Origin of the sequence: Paraburkholderia sp. GAS334 (assembly GCF_050436625.1) — a bacterium.
Taxonomy (GTDB): domain Bacteria; phylum Pseudomonadota; class Gammaproteobacteria; order Burkholderiales; family Burkholderiaceae; genus Paraburkholderia.
Window position 1 is genome coordinate 344,507 of sequence record NZ_JBNDMO010000002.1, and the last position, 23,271, is coordinate 367,777.

Annotated in this window: 21 protein-coding genes; 13 read left to right on the top strand and 8 right to left on the bottom strand. The window is 62.4% G+C overall.

Going from position 1 to position 23,271, the window contains the following annotated elements:
- Window positions 1-72 precede the first annotated feature (72 nt).
- On the bottom strand, window positions 73-1,716 hold the full coding sequence (locus tag P3T21_RS04910) for a methyl-accepting chemotaxis protein (RefSeq protein WP_429254804.1): 1,644 nt from the start codon (window positions 1,714-1,716) through the stop codon (window positions 73-75).
- 389 nt (window positions 1,717-2,105) lie between these two features.
- Here P3T21_RS04910 and P3T21_RS04915 point away from each other — a divergent pair, with 389 nt between their 5' ends.
- Both P3T21_RS04915 and P3T21_RS04920 read left to right on the top strand, forming a co-directional pair.
- The gene (locus P3T21_RS04915) at window positions 2,106-2,903 is read left to right on the top strand and encodes a hypothetical protein (RefSeq protein WP_429254805.1); all 798 of its coding nucleotides are present in this window, start codon (window positions 2,106-2,108) and stop codon (window positions 2,901-2,903) included.
- Window positions 2,904-3,463: 560 nt separating this feature from the next.
- Window positions 3,464-3,763, top strand: a complete 300-nt coding sequence (locus P3T21_RS04920; protein ID WP_429255164.1) for a hypothetical protein — start codon at window positions 3,464-3,466, stop codon at window positions 3,761-3,763.
- 97 nt (window positions 3,764-3,860) lie between these two features.
- On the opposite strand, the gene P3T21_RS04925 is transcribed toward P3T21_RS04920, so the two are convergent.
- Together P3T21_RS04925 and uvrA are read right to left on the bottom strand one after the other, a co-directional pair.
- Window positions 3,861-4,946, bottom strand: a complete 1,086-nt coding sequence (locus P3T21_RS04925; protein WP_429254806.1) for an AI-2E family transporter — start codon at window positions 4,944-4,946, stop codon at window positions 3,861-3,863.
- 32 nt (window positions 4,947-4,978) lie between these two features.
- The gene (gene uvrA / locus P3T21_RS04930) at window positions 4,979-7,855 is read right to left on the bottom strand and encodes an excinuclease ABC subunit UvrA (RefSeq protein ID WP_429254807.1); all 2,877 of its coding nucleotides are present in this window, start codon (window positions 7,853-7,855) and stop codon (window positions 4,979-4,981) included.
- 317 nt (window positions 7,856-8,172) lie between these two features.
- Between uvrA and P3T21_RS04935 the strand changes: the two genes are divergently transcribed.
- Window positions 8,173-9,360, top strand: a complete 1,188-nt coding sequence (locus tag P3T21_RS04935; protein ID WP_429254808.1) for an MFS transporter — start codon at window positions 8,173-8,175, stop codon at window positions 9,358-9,360.
- Between the two features lie 111 nt (window positions 9,361-9,471).
- Window positions 9,472-9,999, top strand: a complete 528-nt coding sequence (locus tag P3T21_RS04940) for a single-stranded DNA-binding protein (RefSeq protein ID WP_429254809.1) — start codon at window positions 9,472-9,474, stop codon at window positions 9,997-9,999.
- 129 nt (window positions 10,000-10,128) lie between these two features.
- Here the strand turns inward: P3T21_RS04940 and purU are convergent, their stop codons facing one another.
- The 5 genes from purU to P3T21_RS04965 all read right to left on the bottom strand — a co-directional run bounded on the left by purU (window position 10,129) and on the right by P3T21_RS04965 (window position 15,296).
- Window positions 10,129-10,998, bottom strand: a complete 870-nt coding sequence (purU, locus tag P3T21_RS04945; protein WP_429254810.1) for a formyltetrahydrofolate deformylase — start codon at window positions 10,996-10,998, stop codon at window positions 10,129-10,131.
- Between the two features lie 61 nt (window positions 10,999-11,059).
- On the bottom strand, window positions 11,060-11,905 hold the full coding sequence (locus P3T21_RS04950; RefSeq protein ID WP_429254811.1) for a DUF4743 domain-containing protein: 846 nt from the start codon (window positions 11,903-11,905) through the stop codon (window positions 11,060-11,062).
- A gap of 18 nt (window positions 11,906-11,923) precedes the next feature.
- Entirely contained in the window at window positions 11,924-12,538 is a 615-nt protein-coding gene (locus tag P3T21_RS04955; protein WP_429254812.1) for a LysE family translocator, read from the bottom strand.
- Between the two features lie 42 nt (window positions 12,539-12,580).
- Entirely contained in the window at window positions 12,581-13,159 is a 579-nt protein-coding gene (locus P3T21_RS04960) for an adenine phosphoribosyltransferase (protein ID WP_429254813.1), read from the bottom strand.
- A 133-nt stretch (window positions 13,160-13,292) separates the two neighbouring features.
- Window positions 13,293-15,296: a cation:proton antiporter gene (locus P3T21_RS04965; RefSeq protein WP_429254814.1), complete on the bottom strand. Its 2,004-nt coding sequence runs from the start codon at window positions 15,294-15,296 to the stop codon at window positions 13,293-13,295.
- 149 nt (window positions 15,297-15,445) lie between these two features.
- Between P3T21_RS04965 and kdsD the strand changes: the two genes are divergently transcribed.
- The 9 genes from kdsD (at window position 15,446) to hprK (ending at window position 23,267) form a co-directional block, all read left to right on the top strand.
- Entirely contained in the window at window positions 15,446-16,429 is a 984-nt protein-coding gene (gene kdsD, locus P3T21_RS04970; protein ID WP_429254815.1) for an arabinose 5-phosphate isomerase KdsD, read from the top strand.
- Complete coding sequence (locus tag P3T21_RS04975) at window positions 16,429-16,992, top strand: KdsC family phosphatase (protein WP_429254816.1); 564 nt, start codon at window positions 16,429-16,431, stop codon at window positions 16,990-16,992. The genes kdsD and P3T21_RS04975 overlap by 1 nt, the downstream gene beginning before the upstream one ends.
- Window positions 16,989-17,597, top strand: coding sequence for an LPS export ABC transporter periplasmic protein LptC (lptC, locus tag P3T21_RS04980; protein ID WP_429254817.1), 609 nt, complete (start codon window positions 16,989-16,991; stop codon window positions 17,595-17,597). The genes P3T21_RS04975 and lptC overlap by 4 nt, the downstream gene beginning before the upstream one ends.
- 20 nt (window positions 17,598-17,617) lie before the next feature.
- Window positions 17,618-18,301: a lipopolysaccharide transport periplasmic protein LptA gene (lptA, locus tag P3T21_RS04985; protein ID WP_429254818.1), complete on the top strand. Its 684-nt coding sequence runs from the start codon at window positions 17,618-17,620 to the stop codon at window positions 18,299-18,301.
- A complete protein-coding gene (gene lptB, locus P3T21_RS04990; protein ID WP_429254819.1) occupies window positions 18,298-19,080 on the top strand; it encodes an LPS export ABC transporter ATP-binding protein in 783 nt (260 codons plus the stop codon). The genes lptA and lptB overlap by 4 nt, the downstream gene beginning before the upstream one ends.
- A 211-nt stretch (window positions 19,081-19,291) precedes the next feature.
- Complete coding sequence (locus tag P3T21_RS04995) at window positions 19,292-20,806, top strand: RNA polymerase factor sigma-54 (protein ID WP_429254820.1); 1,515 nt, start codon at window positions 19,292-19,294, stop codon at window positions 20,804-20,806.
- 173 nt (window positions 20,807-20,979) lie between these two features.
- The gene (gene hpf, locus P3T21_RS05000) at window positions 20,980-21,339 is read left to right on the top strand and encodes a ribosome hibernation-promoting factor, HPF/YfiA family (protein WP_429254821.1); all 360 of its coding nucleotides are present in this window, start codon (window positions 20,980-20,982) and stop codon (window positions 21,337-21,339) included.
- 289 nt (window positions 21,340-21,628) lie between these two features.
- Window positions 21,629-22,144, top strand: a complete 516-nt coding sequence (locus P3T21_RS05005) for a PTS sugar transporter subunit IIA (RefSeq protein ID WP_429254822.1) — start codon at window positions 21,629-21,631, stop codon at window positions 22,142-22,144.
- A gap of 154 nt (window positions 22,145-22,298) precedes the next feature.
- Window positions 22,299-23,267 carry an HPr(Ser) kinase/phosphatase gene (hprK, locus tag P3T21_RS05010; RefSeq protein WP_429254823.1) on the top strand — a complete coding sequence of 323 codons (969 nt, stop codon included), beginning with the start codon at window positions 22,299-22,301 and terminating at the stop codon, window positions 23,265-23,267.
- The last annotated feature ends 4 nt before the right edge of the window (window positions 23,268-23,271 follow it).

A 23,271-nucleotide genomic window follows, 5' to 3' on the forward strand; every position in this document is an offset into this window, starting at 1 on the left:
CGACGCGCCGCGCGATCGCGGGCGTCGCTTATGTTCAGAAGCAGGGAGCGTCACGCAAATCCGAACCCGGAATCAGGACGTCACCGGCGCCGGCAACGCGGCCGCCGACACACCGGCCGGACGCTTCGTCAGGCGGGCGTTCAACGTGGCCGAACTTCCCGTGCCCGTATGGAACACCGCGACGGCGGCCGTCAGACGTCGCGCCTGGTCTTCGAGCGAACTCGCTGCTGCGGCAGCCTGCTCGACCAGCGCAGCATTCTGCTGCGTCACTTCGTCCATCTGCGCGACGGCGAGGTTCACCTGATCGATGCCCGTGCTCTGCTCCGACGCTGCTGCGGCGATCTCGCTCATGATGGCGCTCACGCGCGTGATGGCCTCGACGATTTCGGTCATCGTCGTGCCCGAGCGCTCGACCAGATCCGCGCCCGCTTCGACCCGCGCCGTCGATTCGCCGATCAAGCCCTTGATCTCCTTCGCCGCGCCGGCGCTACGTTGCGCCAGCGAGCGCACTTCGCTCGCGACGACTGCAAAGCCGCGACCCTGTTCGCCCGCGCGCGCCGCCTCGACGGCCGCGTTGAGCGCGAGAATGTTCGTCTGGAACGCGATGCCTTCGATCACGCCGATGATGTCGCCGATCTTGCGTGAATCGCTAACGATGTGGTTCATCGTCCCCACCACCTGCTGCGTCAGTTCGCCGCCCTGTGCTGCAAGGCCCGACGCGCCCTGCGCCAGCGAACTGGCCTGCTTCGCGTTCTCGGCGGTCTGCTTGACCGTCGACGTGAGCTGTTCGATGCTCGCCGCGGTTTCTTCGAGCGAAGCGGCCTGTTCCTCGGTGCGCTGCGACAGATCGGTGTTGCCCGACGCGATTTCGCTGACGCCCGTATCGATCGATTCCGTCCCGCTGCGCACCGTGTTGACAGTCGCGATCAGCGACTCCTGCATCTTCCGTAACGCGGCGGCCAGTTGCCCCATCTCGTTGTCGCCGGTTATCGCGACGCGGCCGGTCAGGTCGCCGTCCGCGATCCGCTGGAACTGCGCGATCGTCGCCCGCACCGGATGCACGATCGCGCGCACCATCGCCACACGGCCAAGCCACGCCAATAGCAGCGACACTACCATGCCGACCGCAACCGCCACGCTCACCACATTGAAGCGGTCCTGCGCGTCGCCGTAGCGCTGTTCGCCGTGATCGAGTTGCAGCTTCTCGAGCACAAGCATCGACTTCTCAAAATTGCTGTAGAGCGACGGCAGCTTGTGCGCCTGGAGTTGCTGGAACGCGGTTTTGTCGCCGGCCTTCAGCGCAGCCATGGCGGGCTCGACGCCGTCGTGCAGGAAGGCGTCGCGCTTGTCCTGCATGTCCTTGATGAGACGTTGCTCGTCCGCGTCCGTGCCCGCGTTGCCCACATAATGGGCGAGACGGTCATTCGACGATTTCAGGTACTGGTCGAAGCGCTTGAGCACCGCGTCCGCGCCTTCCTGGTCATTCAGGTCAACGAGGGATGCGTAGGTAGCGAGTGCGAGACGCAGGCGCAGCAGCTGCCCGGCACTGCCTTCGAGATCCGCGACTGCGGGCGTATCGACCGTGTACATCTGCTGCAGCGATTCGTTGCTGGCTCGCAGCGACAGCAGACCCGCCGCCGCGCCGACAAGCAGGACGATCCCAAAGAAGGCAACCATCAGGCTCAGGTACGCGCGAATCGATAAATTCTTCAACATACTTTCGTCTCCGTGATGCAGCCCCGGCGAGTCCGGCGCCTCGTGTGCGGCCGGACTTCTGCGTGTTCGCCCTATCCCGGCCGCCCCGCTCCATCCACCTTTCGTTAAGCGGACGCAACATATCTGGTTGTCGGCCTGATTCTCGAAAACTTGATGGCGCGCAGGACCTTCAGGTGCTTCGCGTTTGACGCAACGCAAGACTATGGGTGCTTTGCGGGCGATGAGGTAGCCGGCGCGGCGCCGCCGTCGCTTGCACCTTCCATCGTCGATGTGGCTGTTTCTGGCTCGATCTGGAGACGGCTGCGGCGAACGGGCCGGGATGTCGAGCATTGCCTGCAAGGATGCGTTAGCGGAAAGTAGCGAGGCACATTTGCGGGGAGCGTCGCGACATGACTGAAGTGGAGTCCGGACTGGTTGTGTTCATCGTGCTCCTCCTGTCAACGGGCTTTGGCGTGCTCGTGAGGCCTTTGCTGCCCGAAGAGCACAAGGCGCACGAGACGGTGCAGCTGATCCAGCTGGTCATCGGCATGCTGGTCACGTTCGCTGCGCTCGTGCTGGGTCTGATGACGGCGTCGGCCAAGAGCAGCTTCGACACGGTTGCCAACGATTTCCGCGCGTACGCCGCCGATCTGATCCAGCTCGACGTCAAACTTCGCGACTACGGGCCGGATACATCGGACGCACGCGCGCTGCTACGCGCCTATACCGCCGAGGCGATCGCGACGACATGGCCGCACGAACCGCCGCCGCCCGGCGACTATTACCAGAAGAACGTCCCACACAATCCCGAGCAGCTGGAAAGCCCCCGCCTCGGCCACCTGCTCGACCAGGCCGAAAGCGGGATCCGTCAACTCAACCCACCTGACGCGTTTCATCAGTCGCTCGTCGGCGACATCCTTGCCCAGTTCACCGTGGTGAGCAAAGCGCGCTGGAAACTGATCGAGGAAGCACACAGCTCGATTTCGGACCCGTTCTTCAAGACGCTCACGTTCTGGCTATCGGTGATCTTTCTGAGCTTCGGCCTGATCGCGCCGCGCAACGCGCTGGCGCTGGTGACGATCACGCTCGGCGCGCTGTCGATTGCGTCGGCGATTTATGGAATCGTGGATCTGGATACGCCGTTCACCGGGCCGATCGTCATTCCGAGCCAGCCGATGCGCGACGCGCTCGCGCATCTGGGCGGCTAGCAATGCGCCGCGTGGCTCACATTTCATCGGTATCCGGTGAGCGTCGAAAAATCGATATCCGTGAATTTCGGTCGACTGGAACAGAACATGCTTTTATCGAAGAACCCAAGTCCATCGACTCGAGAACAACATGCAGCCGTGCGGTTCAACGCCAAAAACCCGCAGTCAATCGCGAACGCATTGCGCTCGCAAGCGTACAGACTGCGATGCGCACCAGCGGCACATTGGAGGTGCGCAGTGCCGACACAGGTCGCGTGCGTTTTGAGTCAGTTGTTGCTATTTAGCCAAACATTAGCAGCAGCGGCCTTTTCGGTCCTATAGTTAAAGTGCTTTCTTAAGTTTGGTGTGCAGTGCGGGGAGGTGTGTGATGAAACGCAGAACAGCGCGTCAACTGGTTCGACTGCTTTCCGATTTCCGGCATTCGGCTGATTGCAGAATGCTCCGGGCAGCCGCGGCCAGCGAAGAACTGGAGCGCATCCTGAACGAAGAGGAGTCCGCGCCAGCCCGGCATGACGAAGATGTGGTGGATTCGCGGCAGGAAGTGTTTGCTGGAGCCCGACATGAAAAATTCCAGTGAACAGTCGCTGCGCGGCCAGATCGAGAAATGGCTGGCCCCTTCACCGTCGATTCCGCTGCACGTAACGCGCTTCAGCCGCGCGCAACGGAACGGCAAACGCTACGTGTGCGTTGAGACATCGTTACCAGCCGGCACCCGCGCATTGTTTTTCTTCAGACATCCCGATGGTTGCTGGTGCGTGTTCCCGCCGGTCGCCGATACGCCCAGGCTGCACTTCATCCCGGTCGTTCCGCCCACATCCGCCGAAACATCAGCAGGTCCAGCTCTGGCGCTTCACGGGTAAGGCCGGTAAGCATCGTGTGGACCTGCGCGCGGTATCGAGTGAAAAAGCACACCACGATTAGCGCGCGGTAATCACGCCCGCTCAACTGGCAAAACCCTCAAACCAGCCGAAGGTAAATCAGTTCGCGCTTGATATAGGCGTAAAAAATCGGCGCCGCGATCACACCCGGAATGCCGAACGCAGCCTCCATGACGAGCATCGCCACGAGCAGCTCCCACGCACGGGCCTCGATCTGCCCGCCGACGATCCGGGCATTGAGAAAATATTCGAGCTTGTGAATCAGGACGAGGAACACCAGCGACATCACCGCCGCCGAAAAGCTGACCGACAGCGCGATCGCAACAATCAACGTGTTGGAAATCAGATTGCCGATCACCGGCAACAGGCCGACGATAAATGTCACCATCACGAGCGTCTTCGACAGCGGCAGGCGGTCGTGGAACAGCGGCAGGATCACCAGAAGGAAAACGCCGGTGAATGTCGCGTTGATCGCGGAAATCTTGATCTGCGCGAATACGATGCGCCGGAAGGCATCGGCAAACCGCGCGACGCGCGTCACGAACGCCGTCGACAGCGGCAGGCGCTGCATATGCCGCTGCGCGCCCACGGCAATGATCGCGCCGATGATCATCCCGATCACAACATGCCCGAAGACCCGCGCCACACTCTTGCCGCCCTGCTGCAACGCATTGGAATGCTCATGCATCAGCAACATCGCCTTCAGCTTCATCTGCTCGGCATCGACCGGCAGATATTCGGCGATTGAAGGGGGAATGCGCGCGCGCGCCTGATCGACGAGCGGCATCATCTGTTCGAGCAGCTTCTGCACGCTTGGCACGTCCTGCTCGAAATGCTCGATGATGCCGATCGTAACGCCCGTTAGCGCGCCGACGATCGCCGCCGACAGCAACACCACCGATATCCATCGCGCCCACGGACCCGATACGCGCTTTTCGATCAGCGGCGCCATCGTGTGCACAAGCTGATAGACGAGCATGCCCGCGAGGAGTGCACCCAGCAGCTGCAGATGCAATACAGCCCACATTCCGATGAGCGCCACGATGTAGCTGCCGATCTCCACGGCGGACAGCTTCGGCAGACTCATATCGCTCGTCAGCCTCACCGGGCGAGGGCGCAGATCCTGCACGTGCGTGTCGTCAGGTGCCTGGTTTCGCTTCGTCATGACTCTCCCGTCCCCAACCTGGTGACGCAGTGTTATTTTTGGGTCGCCGGCTGGCGCTTCAACAACGGCGCCAGATACTTGCCGGTAAAACTTGCCTTCGACTTCGCCACCTGCTCCGGCGTGCCCTGGGCAATGATCTGCCCGCCGCCCGCGCCGCCTTCCGGCCCGAGATCGATCAGCCAGTCGGCTGTTTTGATCACGTCGAGATTATGCTCGATGATTACGACAGTATTACCTTGATCGCGTAACCGGTGAATCACTTCGAGTAGCAGCGCGATATCGTGGAAATGCAGACCGGTCGTGGGTTCGTCGAGGATATATAGCGTGCGCCCCGTGTCGCGCTTGCTCAGTTCCAGCGAAAGTTTCACGCGCTGCGCTTCGCCGCCCGATAACGTGGTGGCCGACTGGCCCAGACGGATGTAGCCGAGACCCACGTCGAGCAGCGTCTTCAGCTTGCGCGCGACCACCGGCACCGGCTTGAAGAATTCGTACGCGTTCTCGACGGTCATCTCCAGCACTTCGCTGATGTTCTTGCCCTTGTACTGAACGTCGAGCGTTTCGCGGTTGTAGCGCTTGCCGTGACACACGTCGCAGGGCACGTAGACGTCCGGCAGGAAGTGCATCTCGACCTTCAGCACACCGTCGCCCTGACACGATTCGCAGCGGCCGCCCTTCACGTTGAACGAGAAGCGGCCCGGATCGTAGCCACGCTCTTTCGCCGCTGGCACGCCAGAGAACAGTTCGCGGATCGGTGTGAAGACGCCGGTGTACGTCGCCGGATTCGAGCGCGGCGTGCGGCCGATCGGCGACTGGTCGACATTGATGACCTTGTCGAAATGCTCCAGGCCTTCGATCGCTTCGTACGGCGCGGGTTCGGTGGCCGAGCCGTACAGGTGATGCGCGACCGCGTGGTACAGCGTGTCGTTGATCAGCGTCGACTTGCCCGAACCCGATACGCCCGTCACGCAGGTCAGGAGGCCGACCGGCAGATCGAGCGTCACGTGCTTCAGGTTGTTGCCGTACGCCTCGACGATACGCAGATGCCGCTCGTCGGGCTGTTTACGATCGTCCGGATATTCGATGCGACGCGCGCCCGACATGTACTGGCCGGTTATCGAAGCCGGGTCGGTCTGCACCTGCTTCGGCGTGCCTTCGGCGATCACCATGCCGCCGTGCTCGCCGGCGCCCGGCCCCATGTCGACGACATAGTCGGCCATGCGGATCATGTCTTCATCATGCTCGACGACGATCACCGAGTTGCCGAGGTCGCGCAGATGCTTGAGCGTCGAGATCAGACGGTCGTTGTCGCGCTGATGCAGGCCGATCGACGGCTCGTCGAGCACGTACATCACGCCGGTCAGGCCCGAGCCGATCTGCGACGCGAGACGGATACGCTGCGCTTCACCACCTGAAAGCGTTTCCGCGCTGCGTTCCAGCGACAGATAATCGAGCCCGACGTTATTCAGGAACATCAGACGCGCGACGATTTCCTTCACCACCTTGTCGGCGATCTCGCCCTTTGCGCCTTCGAGACGCAGCGTCTGGAAATAGCCGAGTGTGTCGCGCAGCGGCATGCCGCTCACTTCGAAGATGCCGCGTGCGTCGCCGTCGCTGCCGATCCGCACGAACCGCGCTTCGCGGCGCAGACGCGTGCCTTCACAGGCCGGGCATGCCTGATTGTTCTGATACTTCGCGAGTTCTTCGCGCACCGCGACCGAATCGGTCTCGCGGTAGCGCCGCTCCAGATTCGGGATGATCCCTTCAAACACGTGCTCGCGGATCGACGTGCGGCCACGCTCGTTCATATACGAGAACGGAATGGTCTGCTTGCCCGAGCCGTACAGCAGGATCTTGCGGATCTTCTCCGGCAGGTCTTCGAACGCGGTATCGATATCGAATTCGTAAAACGCCGCGAGACTCTGCAGCATCTGGAAGTAGAACTGGTTGCGCCGGTCCCAGCCCTTCACCGCACCCGCCGCCAGCGACAGCGACGGATGCGCGACCACCCGCTTCGGATCGAAGAACGTGATCTGGCCGAGGCCGTCACATTCCGGACACGCGCCCATCGGATTGTTGAACGAGAAAAGCCGCGGCTCCAGTTCCTGCAGCGAGTACGAGCAGATCGGACACGCAAACTTCGAACTGAACAGATGCTCCTTTTCGGTCTCCATCTCGAGCGCGATCGCTCGACCATCAGCAAGACGCAGCGCCGTCTCGAACGATTCGGCGAGACGCTGCTTCATGTCGGCGCGCACCTTCAGACGGTCGACGACCACGTCGATCGTGTGCTTGTCGTTCTTCTTCAGCTTCGGCAGCGAGTCCACTTCGTAGATCTTCGCGACGCCTTCGTTCGCCGTGCCGCCGCCCGAGCTCACGCGGAAACGGATAAAACCCTGCGCCTGCATCTCCTCGAACAGCTCGACGTGCTCGCCCTTGCGGTTCGCCACGACCGGCGCAAGGATCATCAGCTTCGTGTCTTCCGGCAACGCGAGCGCGGCGTCCACCATCTGCGAAACGCTTTGCGACTCCAGCGGAATTTCGTGGTCCGGGCAATAAGGCGTGCCGACGCGCGCGTACAGGAGACGCAGGTAGTCGTGGATTTCGGTGACCGTGCCCACGGTGGAGCGCGGATTGTGCGAGGTCGCCTTCTGCTCGATCGAAATCGCCGGCGACAGCCCCTCGATCAGATCGACGTCCGGCTTTTCCATCAACTGAAGGAATTGCCGCGCATACGCGGACAGACTTTCCACGTAGCGACGCTGACCTTCCGCGTAGAGCGTATCGAAGGCGAGCGATGATTTGCCCGAGCCGGACAGGCCGGTAATCACGATCAGCTTGTGACGCGGCAAGTCAAGATTGACGTTCTTCAGGTTGTGGGTGCGGGCCCCACGGATACGGATTTGTTCCACGCGTTATTCCATGACCTGGCGGAAAGAGGAGGAGGCTAAACCTGCTACTATAACGACTTTTCCAGACCGTCGTTACGGCTTCCTGACAACGCCCGCAAGGCGCGAAGCAGGTTTGTCATGCCACGGTCAGGCGCCGCGGCGAACGGGTTTCAGGCCCTTCAGATGGGGACGTTGTCCGCGACCGCAAGCCAGCAGCGAGCCACCGGCCGAATCACCGTGCCGCATGCTACCCGTTGCGCCCGGTACACCCGCGGTACACCACCAGGCAGCAAGCCGCCCCGCGGATGGCCTCCCGAATCACTCGAATATCGCTTCCGATGTCCAATCCATCCGCAACATCTTCACGCATGAGCGCGCCTGAACTGCGCGCGACCGTGTCGCTCGCTGCGATCTTCGCGCTGCGCATGCTCGGCCTCTTCATGATCATGCCGGTGTTTTCGATCTACGCGAAAACGATTCCGGGCGGCGACAACGTGCTGCTCGTCGGTATTGCGCTTGGCGCGTACGGCGTCACGCAGTCCCTGCTCTACATCTTCTATGGCTGGATTTCCGACAAGATCGGCCGCAAGCCGGTGATCGCCACCGGTCTTCTGATCTTCGCGCTCGGCAGTTTTGTCGCGGCTTTCGCGCACGACATGACGTGGATCATCGTCGGACGGGTGATTCAGGGGATGGGTGCGGTGTCGTCGGCGGTGATCGCGTTTATCGCGGACCTGACTGCCGAAGAGCATCGCACGAAGGCAATGGCGATGGTCGGCGGCAGCATTGGCGTGTCGTTCGCGGTGGCGATCGTCGGCGCGCCGATCGTGTTCCAGTGGGTTGGCATGAGCGGCCTCTTCGCGCTGGTCGGCGTGTTCTCGATTCTCGCGATCGGCGTCGTGCTGTGGGTCGTGCCCGATGCACCGAAACCGGTCCACGTGCGTGCGCCGTTCGCTGAAGTACTGCATAACGTCGAACTGCTACGCCTGAACTTCGGCGTGCTCGTGCTGCACGCGACGCAGACCGCATTGTTCCTCGTGGTGCCGCGTATTCTGGAAGCAGGCGGCCTGCCGGTCGCGTCGCACTGGAAGGTGTATCTGCCGGTGATGGGTCTGGCGTTCGTCATGATGGTGCCGGCGATCATCGCCGCTGAAAAGCGCGGCAGGATGAAAGCAGTGCTGCTCGGTGCGATTGCGCTTATCCTGATTGGCCAGTTGTTGCTTGGCCTCGCACCTCATACCATTCTGACTGTGGCGGCGATTCTTTTCGTCTACTTCCTCGGCTTTAACGTGCTCGAGGCGTCGCAGCCTTCGCTGGTGTCGAAACTTGCACCAGGAACGCGCAAGGGCGCGGCCGCCGGCGTGTACAACACCACGCAATCGATCGGGTTGGCGATGGGCGGTGTGATCGGCGGATGGCTGCTGGAAGTGGACGGTCAAAGCGCCGTGTTTTTTACCTGCTCGGGGCTCGTGTTTTGCTGGCTTATAATCGCCGCAAACATGAAGCAGCCGCCGCGCAGGGCGTAACAGAATTTATCGGCGGACGGCTGCGGCGCGGCTTCGATCTCTGGCCCCAAGGGTCGCAAGACGAAACCGCGCATTGCCGACCGCCCGCAACGGAATCAACAGGAGAAACGCATGGCATCCGTGAACAAGGTCATTCTCGTCGGCAATCTCGGAGCCGATCCCGAGGTCCGTTATCTGCCGAGCGGCGACGCCGTGGCGAACATCCGCCTCGCAACGACCGATCGCTACAAGGACAAAACGTCGGGCGAAATGAAGGAAGCGACCGAATGGCACCGCGTGTCGTTCTTCGGCCGCCTCGCTGAAATCGTCAATGAATACCTGAAGAAAGGCTCGTCGGTGTATATCGAAGGCCGTATTCGCACGCGCAAGTGGCAGGCGCAGGACGGCACCGATCGTTACTCGACCGAAATCGTCGCTGAACAGATGCAGATGCTGGGTGGCCGTGGCGGCTCGATGGGCGGCGGCGGTGGCGATGACGGCGGCTATAGCCGTGAACCGTCGGAACGTAGCGGCGGTGGTGGCGGTCGCGCTCCGGCAAGCGCACCGCGTGGTGGCGCAGCAGGTGGCGGCGGTGCCAGCCGTCCGGGCGCACCGGCCGGCGGTGGGTTCGATGAGATGGATGACGATATTCCGTTCTGATTGCCCATAGCAGACATCTGAACGTTGAAACAGAAAGGCCCGCGGCAGTGATGCCGCGGGCCTTCAGTTTTCTGCCCTGTTCTGCCCTGCTCCGCGCTACCCTGCCCGCGGAAATAAACCACTCCGCCTTTAACGGAAAACCACCGTCTTACTCCCGTTCAGCACAACCCGATGCTCGACGTGCCACTTCACTGCACGCGCAAGCGTCACGCACTCGACATCGCGGCCGATGCCCGTCAGCTGCTCGGGCGTCATGCTGTGATCCACGCGTTCGACTTCCTGCTCGATGATCGGGCCTTCGTCCAGATCGGTCGTCACATAGTGCGCCGTCGCGCCAATCAGCTTCACGCCGCGATCGAAGGCCTGATAATAAGGCTTGGCGCCCTTGAAGCTCGGCAAAAACGAATGGTGAATATTGATCGCCCGTCCAGCCAGCCGGTCGCACAGTTGCGGCGACAGAATCTGCATATACCGCGCGAGCACAACCAGATCCACCTGATGCTCATCGATCACTTCCAGCACGCGCGCTTCCTGCGCGGCCTTCGCGTCGGCGGTCGAGCCCGTCAGCGGAAAGTGATGGAACGGAATGTCATAGCTCGCGGCGAGCTGATAAAACTCCTTGTGATTCGAAATGATCGCGGGAATCTCGATGCCAAGCTGACCGGTGCGATAGCGGAACAGCAGGTCGTTCAGGCAATGCCCGATCTTCGACACCATGATCACGACACGCGGCCTCACCGACGCATCATGCAGTTCCCACTTCATGCCGAACTGCTCAGCCAGCGGCGCGAACGACCCGCGCAGGACGTCCAGCCCCGGATCGCCGCCGACCTGCTGAAAATGCACGCGCATGAAGAACTCGCCGGTGTGGCTGTCCCCAAACTGGGCCGAGTCGAGAATGTTGCTGCCGCGCTCGAACAGAAAGCCGGACACCGCATGCACGATGCCGGGCCGGTCGGCGCACGACAGTTTGAGAATAAAGCTGTGTTCGGTCGACATGACCTGGGTGACTCCCTTCTTCAATCCGTATTTCGTTCAGTATGACAACGCGCGACGGGGTTCAGATAACCGCCGGCACGAACACCGCGGCAATGCCCGCGCACGCATCTTCGTCGATCCAGCGGCGCCGTAGCAGGCAGTCGAGCGTCGCGAGACTCGCATCGACCGTCATGGTGCCTTCCTCGATCCAGCGCGCGACTTCGTCGATGCGCGCGAGGCGATGTTCGCCCACTTCGCCGTCCTGATTGCGTGGCGCAAAATCCGCCGGCAATGCCAGGTCGTAGATAAAAACCTGCTCGGCCTGCGTGCCTTCCGGCAGCGACTGCAGCACATGCGCCGTCCGTCCCGCGACCGCGCGCACGGCAATCTCTTCCGGAATGCCCGCTTCTTCCCAGCACTCCTTGACGATCGTCGCTTCGATTCCGAATCCCCAACCGATGCCGCCCGCGACGACGTTATCCAGCATCCCAGGATCGGTCGCCTTCGTATCGCTACGCCGCGCGATCCACAATTGCGGCGCGCGATCGCCATATTCTACGACGCCGTTCAGATGCACCGCGTACGTCATCGTTCCGAAGAAGCGCGACGCCGCGCGCTCGATGTACGCGAGCGGTGACGCATCGAACGCATTGCGGATGGCGTATGTCTCATCGCGCCAGCCCGGAATGCGGCCCTCCGCGGCGAGCGCGCCGATCACTGCACCCAGCGCGGCGCTACGCAGTTCCAGCGTGTCGAAACGCGAAGATAGCGTGACGCGTGCATCATCGAAATCGAACACGTCCGGCCAGCGCGTGAGCGACGGCACGTCGCTTTTGCGAATCCAGCCGACCTGTTCTTCCCCGATCCAGAACGGCGTGTGAGCACGCGCGTCGAAACGGCGTGCGGCGATGATGCAGGGCAAAGTCATAGGCGGCGTTCCCCAAACTCAGTCGCGCAACGCGACACGAATGCCGATCGCGATGAACGTAGCGCCCGCGAGCCGGTCGAGCCACACGCCCACGCTCGGCCGGCGACGCAGCCAGCCACCAATCATGCCCGCGCACACGCCGAACAGCGAAAACACGACTACCGTCTGCAGCATGAACAACGCGCCCAGTTCGAGCATCTGCAGCGTCACGTTCTGCGCGCCATGCGGATCGACGAACTGCGGCAGAAACACGATGAAGAACAGCGTGACCTTCGGGTTCATGATGTTGCCGAGCACGCTTTGCCGGAACACCGACAAGAGCGGCTGCGGCGGCCGTTCATGCGCCGTCGCGAGCCCCTGGCTGCGCAGCGCCTTGATGCCGATCCAGATCAGATACGCCGCGCCGGCCAGCTTGATCGCCTGAAACGCAACCGGCGACGACCGCAGCACAGCCGCGACGCCGAGTGCCGCGAGCGTCGTATGAAACGTGATGCCGGCCGCAAAACCGAGCGCGGCGACAAGGCCGGCGGCGCGCCCCTGTGAAATGCCGCGCGCCAGTACCTGCAGATTGTCAGGGCCGGGCGCCATGGTAATGGCGATCGACGTCGCGAGAAACAGGAGGAAATTGGGCATCTTTAAATATCCCTGTGCGGTGTGCAAATGCGCGAGGTGCGATTAGTGGCCGCCGAATCCGGTCACCGTGTAGAGCGGCAGGCCTGCTTCGCGCAGAAGCTTTGAGCCACCCAGATCCGGCAGATCGATGATCGCCGCGCCCTCCACCACCTGCGCGCCAAGCCGTTCGAGCAGCTTCTTGCCGGCCATCATCGTGCCGCCGGTCGCAATCAGATCGTCGATGATCACGACGCGGTCGCCGGGGCCACACGCATCTTCGTGAATCTCGACCGTCGCTGTGCCGTATTCGAGGTGATACGACTCCGAAACCGTTTTGTACGGCAGCTTGCCGACCTTGCGGATCGGGATGAAGCCGAGGTTCAACTCGTACGCAACAATCGGCCCGATGATGAATCCGCGCGCGTCGAGGCCTGCAATGTAGTCGAGCTTCGCATCGATGTAACGCAGCACGAACAGGTCGATCAGCACGCGCAGCGCTTTCGGGTGCTGCAACAACGGCGTGATGTCGCGAAACTGCACGCCAGGTTGCGGCCAGTCGGGCACCGTGCGGATCTGGCTCTTCACGAACTCAGCCGCGTTCAGTGGCGCGTCGGCAGGCGCCGGCAAAGGTGCGTTGGACATGATGTCTCCAATATCCCGATAGATTGCTTCAGTGTGGGCCGCATAAGGTGCCGCGTAGCGGGTCGCGCAAGGCGCCGCTCAATACGGCCACCCGGCGCGGGACACACGGCCCGTAGAACAGGTTCAGATCATTTCAGGCCACGGCGGCGCCCGCGCGTCGATGTTTCGACAGACGCTCTTCCGCTTCCGCCAGCGCTTCAGGCAAACCGCGCAGCACGACGATATCGAGCGCGCGCAGACGCGTTTCCGGGCCCGGCTCGACGCCACGAATGCCGTGCCGCCGGATCGCCGTCACTTCGACGCCAAGCTCGTGCAGTCCAAGCTCCGCCAGCGTGCGACCCACCGCGTCGGCCTTTTCGTCGACCGGGACCGATTGTAGCCGCACCTGTTCGTGGCCGTCCTCGTCGTTCTGGTCGTCGGCGCCGTGGAAATAGCCGCGCAAGAGGCTGTAACGCTCGTCGCGCATTTCCTCGACGCGCCGCACGACCCGCCGCATCGGTACGCCCATCAGCACGAGCGTATGCGACGCCAGCATCAGGCTACCTTCGACGATCTCCGGAATCACTTCCGTCGCGCCCGCTGCGAGCAGCTTTTCCAGATCGGCATCGTCGACGGTCCGCACGATCACGGGCAACGTCGGTTCGAGTTCGTGGATGTTGTGCAGCACGCGCAGCGCGGAGGGCGTGTTCGCATACGTGATCGCAACCGTCGCACAACGATGGATACCCGCCGCGAGCAGCGACTCGCGTCGCCCCGCATCGCCGAACACAACCGATTCGCCCGCCGCTGCAGCAGCGGCCACGCGATCGGGGTCAAGGTCGAGCGCGACGTACGACAGCCCTTCGTGTTCGAGCATGCGCGCCAGATTCTGCCCCGCACGGCCGTAACCGCAGATGATCACGTGTCCACTCTGCTTCAGGCTCTGCGTCGCGATGCGCGTCATCTGCAGCGATTGCATCATCCATTCCGTCGACGACAGCCGCAGTACGATCCGGTCTGCGTTCTGGATCAGGAATGGCGCGGCCAGCATCGACAGCAGCATGGCGGCAAGAATCACCTGCAGCAACGTGGCATCGACGAGATGCTTGTCGAGAATCAGGTTCAGCAGCACGAAGCCGAATTCGCCCGCCTGCGCGAGACCGATACCCGTGCGCATCGCCACGCCCGGCGAGGCGCCAAAGAGCCGCGACAGCCCTGTGACCATCACCGCTTTCAACAGGATCGGCCCGACGAGAAAGGCGAGCACGATGAACGGATGCTCCCAGATCACGCGCGGATTCAGCAGCATGCCGGTCGTCACGAAGAAGAGCCCGAGCAGCACGTCGCGAAACGGCTTGATGTCTTCTTCAACCTGATGCCGGTAAGGCGTCTCTGCGATCAGCATGCCCGCGATGAACGCGCCGAGTGCAAGCGACAACCCAAATTTATCGGTAATGAACGCAGCGCCAAGCGTGACCAGCAGCAGGTTCAGGATGAACAGTTCCTGCGAGCGACGCCGCGCGACCACGTTGAACCAGCGCGTCATGAAACGCTGTCCGACGATCAGCAGCACCGACAGTGCGATCACGATCTTCACCGCCGCGAGACCGAGCGCCTCGACCAAATGCGTCGAATCGCTGCCGAACGCGGCAATGATAATGAGGAGCGGCACTACGGCCAGATCCTGGAACAGCAGCACGCCGAAAATGTTGCGGCCGTGCTCCGTTTCGATTTCGAGCCGTTCGGCGAGCATCTTGCTGACGATCGCCGTGGACGACATGGCAAGCGCGCCGCCCAGCGCCACGCTCGCTTCCCACGTAATGTGCACCCACCGCTGCAGTACGAAGCCGAGCGCAAGCGCGACCCCGATCGTCCCGAGCACCTGCAGCAGCCCGAGCCCGAACACGAGCCGTCGCATCGAACGCAACTTCGCGAGCGAAAACTCCAGCCCGATCGAGAACATCAGGAACACGACGCCGAACGCGGCGAGATTCTGCGCGCCGACCGAATCCGGCACGATCCCGAGCGCATGCGGACCCACGACGATGCCCACCGTCAGATAGCCGAGCATCGGCGGCAGGTTCAGATAGCGGAACACGACGACGCCCGCCACTGAAGCCAGCAGCAGGAACAGCGTCATTTCGAGCGGGGAGATCATGGGAAAACGCGCATCGGGAAAAGCGTCCTCGTTCGTCAGGAACCGTCGCACGCAAACGGCCGTGCGACAAGGTTATGGGGCCCGTGAAGGCAGCGGCCGGGCACGTCCCGCCCGGCGCGGCGAACAAACGCCTTTGCTATACTCCGCGAATGATAGCGAAAATCAATGGCGATCGGGCACTTGCGCTCGCTCGCGACGTGCTCGACATCGAAGCGGACGCCGTGCGCGCGCTTCGCGATCAACTCGACGACGGTTTTGTCGAGGCGATCGACTTTATCCTCAGTTGCCGCGGACGCGTCGTCGTTTCCGGCATCGGCAAATCCGGTCATGTGGCCCGCAAGCTGGCGGCGACGCTTGCAAGCACCGGCTCGCCCGCGTTCTTCGTGCATCCCGCCGAAGCGAGCCACGGCGATCTCGGCATGGTCACCGCCGAAGACGTCTTCATCGCGATGTCCAATTCCGGCGAATCCGAAGAACTCGTCTCGATCCTGCCGCTCATCAAGCGTCTCGGCGCGAAGCTGATTGCCATAACCGGCAAGCCGGCTTCGACGCTCGCGAAGCTCGCGGACGTGCATCTGAACGCCGGCGTATCGAAAGAAGCCTGCCCGATGAATCTCGCGCCGACGGCCAGCACCACGGCCGCGCTCGCGCTCGGCGATGCGCTGGCGGTGGCCGTGCTCGACGCACGCGGCTTCGGTGCCGACGACTTCGCGCGCTCGCATCCCGGCGGCGCACTCGGCCGGCGTCTGCTCACCTACGTGCGCGACGTCATGCGCACCGGCGACGAAATCCCGAAGGTCGGCCACGAAGCCACGCTGCGCGACGCGCTGATGCAACTCACCGCGAAACGCATGGGCATGACGGCGATCGTCGATACGAACGATCACGTCGAAGGCATTTTCACCGATGGCGACCTGCGCCGTGTACTCGAACGTGCCGGTGACTTCCGTGAACTGCCGATCGCCGACGTGATGACAAAAAGCCCGCGTACGATCGGTCCGGACCACCTGGCCGTCGAAGCTGTGGAGCTGATGGAACGGTATCGCATCAACCAGATGCTGGTTGTCGATGAAACAGGCAAGCTCATCGGCGCACTCAACATGCACGACCTGTTCTCGAAGAAGGTGATCTGATGGCCGTCGCCCCGCTTACCGCCACTGAACGCGCGAGCCGCGTGAAGCTGATGATTTTCGACGTCGACGGCGTGCTGACCGACGGTGGTCTGATGTTTACCGCCGAAGGCGACACGATGAAGGCATTCCATTCGATGGACGGCCACGGCGCGAAGCTGCTTCGCCAGGCCGGCATCGATACGGCGATCATCACGGGCCGCAAATCGGGCATCGTCGCCGTGCGCGCGAAGGAACTGAATATCACACATCTGTATCAGGGCATCGAGAACAAGCCCGAGGCCTTCGCCGAGCTGCTGAAAGAGACCGGCCTGAAAGCCGAAGAATGCGGCTACATGGGCGACGACTGGGTCGACCTCGCCGTCATGCTGAAGGTCGGCTTCGCGGCCGCGCCGGCGAATTCGCATCCAGAAGTGATCGCGCGTGCGCACTGGGTGTCCGAGGCACGCGGCGGCCACGGCGCCGTGCGCGAAGTGTGCGACACGCTGCTGCGCGCCCAGCACAAATACGATGCACTGCTTGCCGCAGCATGTGGTGGCGGCGACCAGCAGGGTCTCGTCGGATGAACCGGTTCCGCCTGACTTCGCTGATTCCGCTCGTCGCGATGGCGGCGCTTGCCGGCATTACATGGTGGCTGCTGCAGGCCACGCTGCCGCCACCGAACGAAGGTGCGCCCCACAAGAAGGCGCACACGCCCGACTACTTCGCCGACAACTTTTCCGTGTCCGAACTCGACCAGTCCGGCTCGACGCAATATCGTCTGACCGCCGCGCGCATGGTGCACTACGAAGACGACGAAGATAGCGATCTGACCCAGCCCGCGATCCGCGCGTTCCAGCCGGGTAAGCCGATCATCACGGCAACCGGTGATCGTGGCAAGGTGAACGGCGATGCATCGATCGTCAACCTGTACGACAATGCGCGAATCCTGCGTGCCGCGGGCATGGGCGATCCGGCCATGCAGGCCGATTCCGAGCATTTCCGCGTGCTGGTCAACGACGATGTGATCGAGACCGAAAAGCCGGTTAAACTTCAACGCGGCCAGTCTGTCATGACGGCCAGCGGCATGAACTACAACAACGTCACCCGGGTTATGCAGCTGTTCGGCAACGTGCGTGGCGCCATCGCCGCGTCCGATAGCGCCGGCGGCTCCCTCAAGCAACCCGGGTAATCCACTCCAGGCGTGACTGCATGAACGAATCGTTCCCTCGTCCAGATACCGGCCGCGCGCATGCGTGGTCCGCGTACCGCGCCGCGCTGGCCGCGCTGCTGGCCGCGTTGCCGCTTGCCGGCTTCGCGCCGCCTGCACACGCCGAGCGCGCCGACAAGGACAAGCCGCTGAATATCGAAGCGGACAACATGACTTACGACGACCTGAAGCAGGTCAACATCTTCACTGGCCACGTCGTGGCCACCAAAGGCACGATCGTCATCAAGGCCGATCGCGTCGAAGTGCATCAGGATCCGCAGGGCTACCAGTATGCGACGGGCACGTCGACCGGCAAGAACCTCGCGTACTTTCGCCAGAAGCGCGAAGGCGTCGACGAATATGTCGAAGGCGATGCGGAGCGCATCGACTACGACGGCAAGCAGGACCTGACCACGCTCACGACACGCGCGACGGTGCGCCGTCTGCAGGGCCTGTCGACGCTGATGGACGAAGTGCATGGCAGCGTAATCACGTACGACGGCCAGAACGATTTCTATACGGCGAAGTCCGGCAAGGACGTCGCGGGCCCGGGCAATCCGACCGGCCGCGTGCGCGCGATGCTCGCGCCGCGTAATGGCGGCCCCGCGCCGCTCAATGGCGCATCGGCCACGCTGACACCGTCCACTCAATTCCCGACGCAAGGCCAGGGAGTGACGAAGCCGTGAACGCACCTGCCCTGCCCAATCGCAAGCCGGCCGGCACCAGCAGTTCGCTTGCCGTTCGCAATCTGAAGAAGCGCTACGGTTCGCGCACGGTCGTGAAGGATGTGTCGCTCGATGTGAAGAGCGGCGAAGTCGTGGGTCTGCTCGGTCCGAACGGCGCCGGCAAGACGACGTCGTTCTACATGATCGTGGGTCTCGTGCCGCTCGACGCAGGCGAAATTGATCTCGACGGCAAGTCGATCAGCCTGCTGCCGATTCATAAACGCGCTTCGCTGGGGCTATCGTATCTGCCGCAGGAAGCGTCTGTGTTCCGCAAACTCACCGTCGAGGAAAACATTCGCGCGGTGCTGGAACTGCAGCACGAAGACGACGGCAAACGGCTCACGAAAGACGCGATTACCGCGCGCACCGAAGCATTGCTCGACGAGCTGCAGATTGCTCACCTGCGCGAAAATCCGGCGCTGTCCCTTTCGGGTGGCGAACGTCGGCGCGTTGAAATTGCGCGCGCGCTGGCGACCAATCCGAGCTTCATTCTGCTCGATGAACCGTTCGCCGGCGTGGACCCGATCGCCGTGCTGGAAATCCAGAAGATCGTGAAGTTCCTCAAGCAGCGCAACATCGGCGTGCTGATCACCGATCACAATGTGCGAGAAACGCTCGGCATCTGTGACCATGCATACATTATCAGCGACGGCAGCGTGCTAGCGGCCGGCGCACCCAGTGAAATCATTGAAAACGAGAACGTGCGGCGCGTCTATCTAGGCGAGCATTTCCGCATGTAACCGGACACGCGTGTAACAGGCAGCGAAAACGGCGGTTCCGGCATCCTGCTGGCCGCCGGCCCTGTGTTTCCTCGCTCCCGGACATCCCGGACACTCCGGCGGGCCGCTTCATACGCGCCCGCCAACACCGAAACCGCACAACAGACGTTTTTGCGACTGTTGCAAGGTATCGCGCTCGTGGCAAACTCTCTACAATGAATCTCAACCTGCCATGAAAGCCAGCCTCCAACTTCGCCTGTCGCAGCATCTCGCGCTGACCCCGCAACTACAGCAGTCCATCCGACTGCTGCAGTTGTCTACGCTTGAGTTGCAGCAGGAGGTCTCGATGGCGATCGCCCAGAATCCGCTCCTCGAAAACGAGGACGAGTGGATCGCGAGCCCGCTGCGCGTCGCCGCGGATGGCTCGCTGATCGCGCAATCGCCGGGCAGCGCGCCCGTGCAGGAGCAGATGGGCAGCACGAGTTCGTCTTCGCCCACAACCAGCGAGCGCGCCGAGAATGGCGAGCCGCAGGGCGTCGACGAATACAACGGCCTTGCCTCCGACAGCAATGGCGAGGCGAGCCAGTGGAATCTCGACGATTACGGCCGTTCGGGCACCGCCTCCGATGACGACGATCTGCCGCCCTTGCAGATCCACGAATCGAGCACGAGCCTGCGCGACCATCTGACGGCGCAACTGCGCGTCACGCAGGCGGGTCAACGTGACCGCGCGCTCATCATCTTCCTGATCGAATCGCTCGACGACGACGGCTATCTCACCGCCACGCTCGAAGAAGTGCTGGCCGACCTGCCGGAAGAACTCGAAGTCGATCTCGACGAACTGAACGCGGCGCTCGCGCTGCTGCACAGCTTCGATCCTGCGGGCGTGGGCGCACGCTCTGCATCCGAATGTCTGAAGCTGCAACTTCTACGTCTTGAATCGTCGCCGACGCGCACGCTCGCGCTCGACATCGTGGCCCACCATCTGGAACTGCTTGCGGCTCGCGATTTCACGCGGCTGCGCAAGCACCTGAAGGCAAACGACGACGAACTGCGCGACGCGCACGCGCTGATCCGCTCGCTCGAACCGTTCCCGGGCGCTGCGTACGGCAAGGCAGAAGCGGACTACGTCGTGCCGGACATCATGGTGAAGCGCACGGCACAAGGTTGGACTGCTGAACTGAATCCGGAAGTGGTCCCTAAACTGCGCATTAATCACCTTTATGCGAACATCCTTCGCAATAGCAGAGGCGATCCGGGCAGCGGTTCGTTGCGCCAGCAACTCCAGGAAGCGCGCTGGCTGATCAAGAATATCCAGCAAAGGTTCGAGACGATCCTGCGGGTTGCGCAGGCCATTGTCGAGCGTCAAAAGAGCTTTTTTGTGCACGGCGAAATTGCCATGCGCCCCTTGGTTTTGCGGGAAATTGCTGATACGCTGGGTTTACACGAGTCAACTGTCTCGCGTGTGACAACGGGCAAGTACATGCTCACGCCCTTCGGGACGCTTGAATTTAAGTACTTCTTTGGATCACACGTTTCGACGGATACGGGTGGCGCAGCCTCTTCAACGGCTATTCGCGCACTGATCAAGCAACTGATAGGAGCAGAAGAGCCGAAATCTCCTCTTTCAGACAGCCGCATAGCCGAACTGCTGGCGGAACAGGGCTTTGTCGTGGCGCGACGAACCGTCGCGAAGTACCGTGAAGCGCTGAAAATCCCGGCAGTCAACCTGCGCAAGTCTCTGTAGCCGGTCGCATAGTGTGGCCGGCATTTACCGGCCGCGGCGCGATTGGCGACAAGGCTGGCCGATGCGACCCGTCAATAGCCAGTCATCGGGGACGACTGGGAGACGAGCCGACCGTTCGACCGGCGCTTGCTGGGCCATGCACGCCAAGGCGGCCACTCGCATGGAGAAGCACTATGAATCTGAAGATCAGTGGACACCATCTCGAAGTAACGCCTGCGTTGCGCGAATACGTGATCACCAAACTAGACAAGGTGCTAAGACATTTCGATCAGGTAATCGATGGCAGTGTGGTCCTCTCGGTCGACAACCACAAGGAAAAGGAAAAGCGTCAAAAGGTTGAAATCAACCTGCATATGAAGGGCAAGGACTTATTTGTCGAGAGCGCGGATGGCGACCTGTACGCCGCAATCGACCTGATGATCGACAAGCTGGACAGGCAAGTCATTCGTCACAAGGATCGCCTCCAGGGCCATCAGCACGAAGCGATCAAGTACCAGCCGCTGGCACCGCAAATCGAAGTGCCGCCGCAATAAGGGACCATTCGAAGGATTCCTTCTGGCCTTTCCCGCCAGACCGCCCAAACCGCCCGCTTACGGGCGGTTTTTCGTTGGGCGTAGAGGCCGCCGCCGCAGCGTGTCGCGCGCCGCCAGATCCCTCGCAGCAAACCCCGCAGGAAACCTCTCCTTTCATCGATGGCGCGCCGCACCATCCGTGTTCACCCTGTTCTATAATGTTCCGGTTACTATCGGGGTCAATCAGCGGTAGTCCTGCGCTTTCGGTCTCCACCGTCTATCGCCATATCGCCGTGAGCACCTGTTGAACATGGAACGCCACTCAAACGCTACGGCGAGGAGAATCCAGGCCACGTTTCCGCCTGCCAACATGAATCGTCTAGCCAAATATCTTCCCCTCGAGAATGTCGTCGTCGGTCTTGCCGTTACCAGCAAAAAGCGTGTCTTTGAACAGGCCGGCCTGATCTTCGAGAACCAGAACGGCATCGCCCGCAGTACGGTCACTGACAATCTGTTTGCGCGCGAGCGCCTCGGGTCGACGGGGCTCGGCGAAGGCGTCGCGATTCCTCACGGCCGGATCAAGGGCCTGAAGCATCCGCTCGCAGCCTTTGTGCGTCTCTCCGATCCGATTCCTTTCGAATCGCCCGACGGCCAGCCGGTGTCGCTGCTGATCTTCCTGCTCGTGCCGGAACAGGCCACCCAGCAGCACCTGGAAATCCTGTCGGAAATCGCGCAACTGCTGTCCGATCGTGAAGCGCGCGAGCGGCTGCACACGGAAGCAGACCGCGAGGCGTTGCATCGCCTGCTCACTCAGTGGCAACCTTGATGTATTGACGGCGGCGCTCGCCACATACAAGCCCAGCGGCAGCACCAGAACCCTTACCGGCTCGCGCCGGCCGGACCCGCCGCCAACACGGGCCCCAACAGGCTCAGACAGGCCAGGCGCGCGGGCCAGCGGCCCACAACGGAGTCACGGACTCATGGATACGTCCAGCATCAACGCCCAGAGCATTTTCGACGACAACGCCGCCGCGCTGAAACTCAGCTGGCTGACCGGGCATGAAGGCTGGGAGCGCGGGTTTTCGGCGGAAACGGTTGCGTATGCGACCTCGAGTGCGGACCTCGTCGGTCACCTGAACCTGATCCACCCGAACCGGATCCAGGTGCTCGGCGATGCCGAAGTCGAGTATTACCAGCGCCAGGCCGAAGAAAGCCGCTCGCGGCACATGGCCGAGCTGATTGCGCTCGAACCGCCGTTTCTCGTCGTTGCGGGCGGTGTCGCCGCACCGCCTGAGCTGGTGTTGCGCTGTACGCGTTCGTCCACGCCGCTGTTCACGACGCCGATGTCGGCGGCGGCCGTCATCGACAGCCTGCGGCTTTACATGTCGCGCATCCTCGCGCCGCGCGCCACGCTGCACGGCGTGTTCCTCGACATCCTCGGGATGGGCGTGCTGCTCACCGGCGATTCCGGCCTAGGCAAGAGCGAACTCGGGCTGGAACTGATCAGCCGCGGCCACGGCCTCGTGGCTGACGATGCGGTGGATTTCGTGCGCCTCGGCCCGGATTTCGTCGAGGGACGCTGCCCGCCTCTGCTGCAGAACCTGCTCGAAGTGCGCGGCCTGGGTCTGCTCGACATCAAGACGATTTTCGGTGAAACGGCCGTGCGCCGGAAAATGAAGCTGAAGCTGATCGTTCAGCTGGTGCGCCGGCCGGATGGCGAATTCCAGCGCCTGCCGCTCGAAAGCCAGACCGTCGACGTGTTAGGCCTGCCGATCAGCAAGGTCACCATTCAGGTGGCGGCCGGCCGCAACCTCGCGGTGCTGGTCGAAGCCGCCGTCCGGAACACGATCCTGCAACTGCGCGGCATCGACACGCTGCGCGATTTCATGGACCGCCAGCGTCTCGCGATGCAGGACCCGGACAGCCAGTTCCCCGGCAAGCTGATCTGAGCCG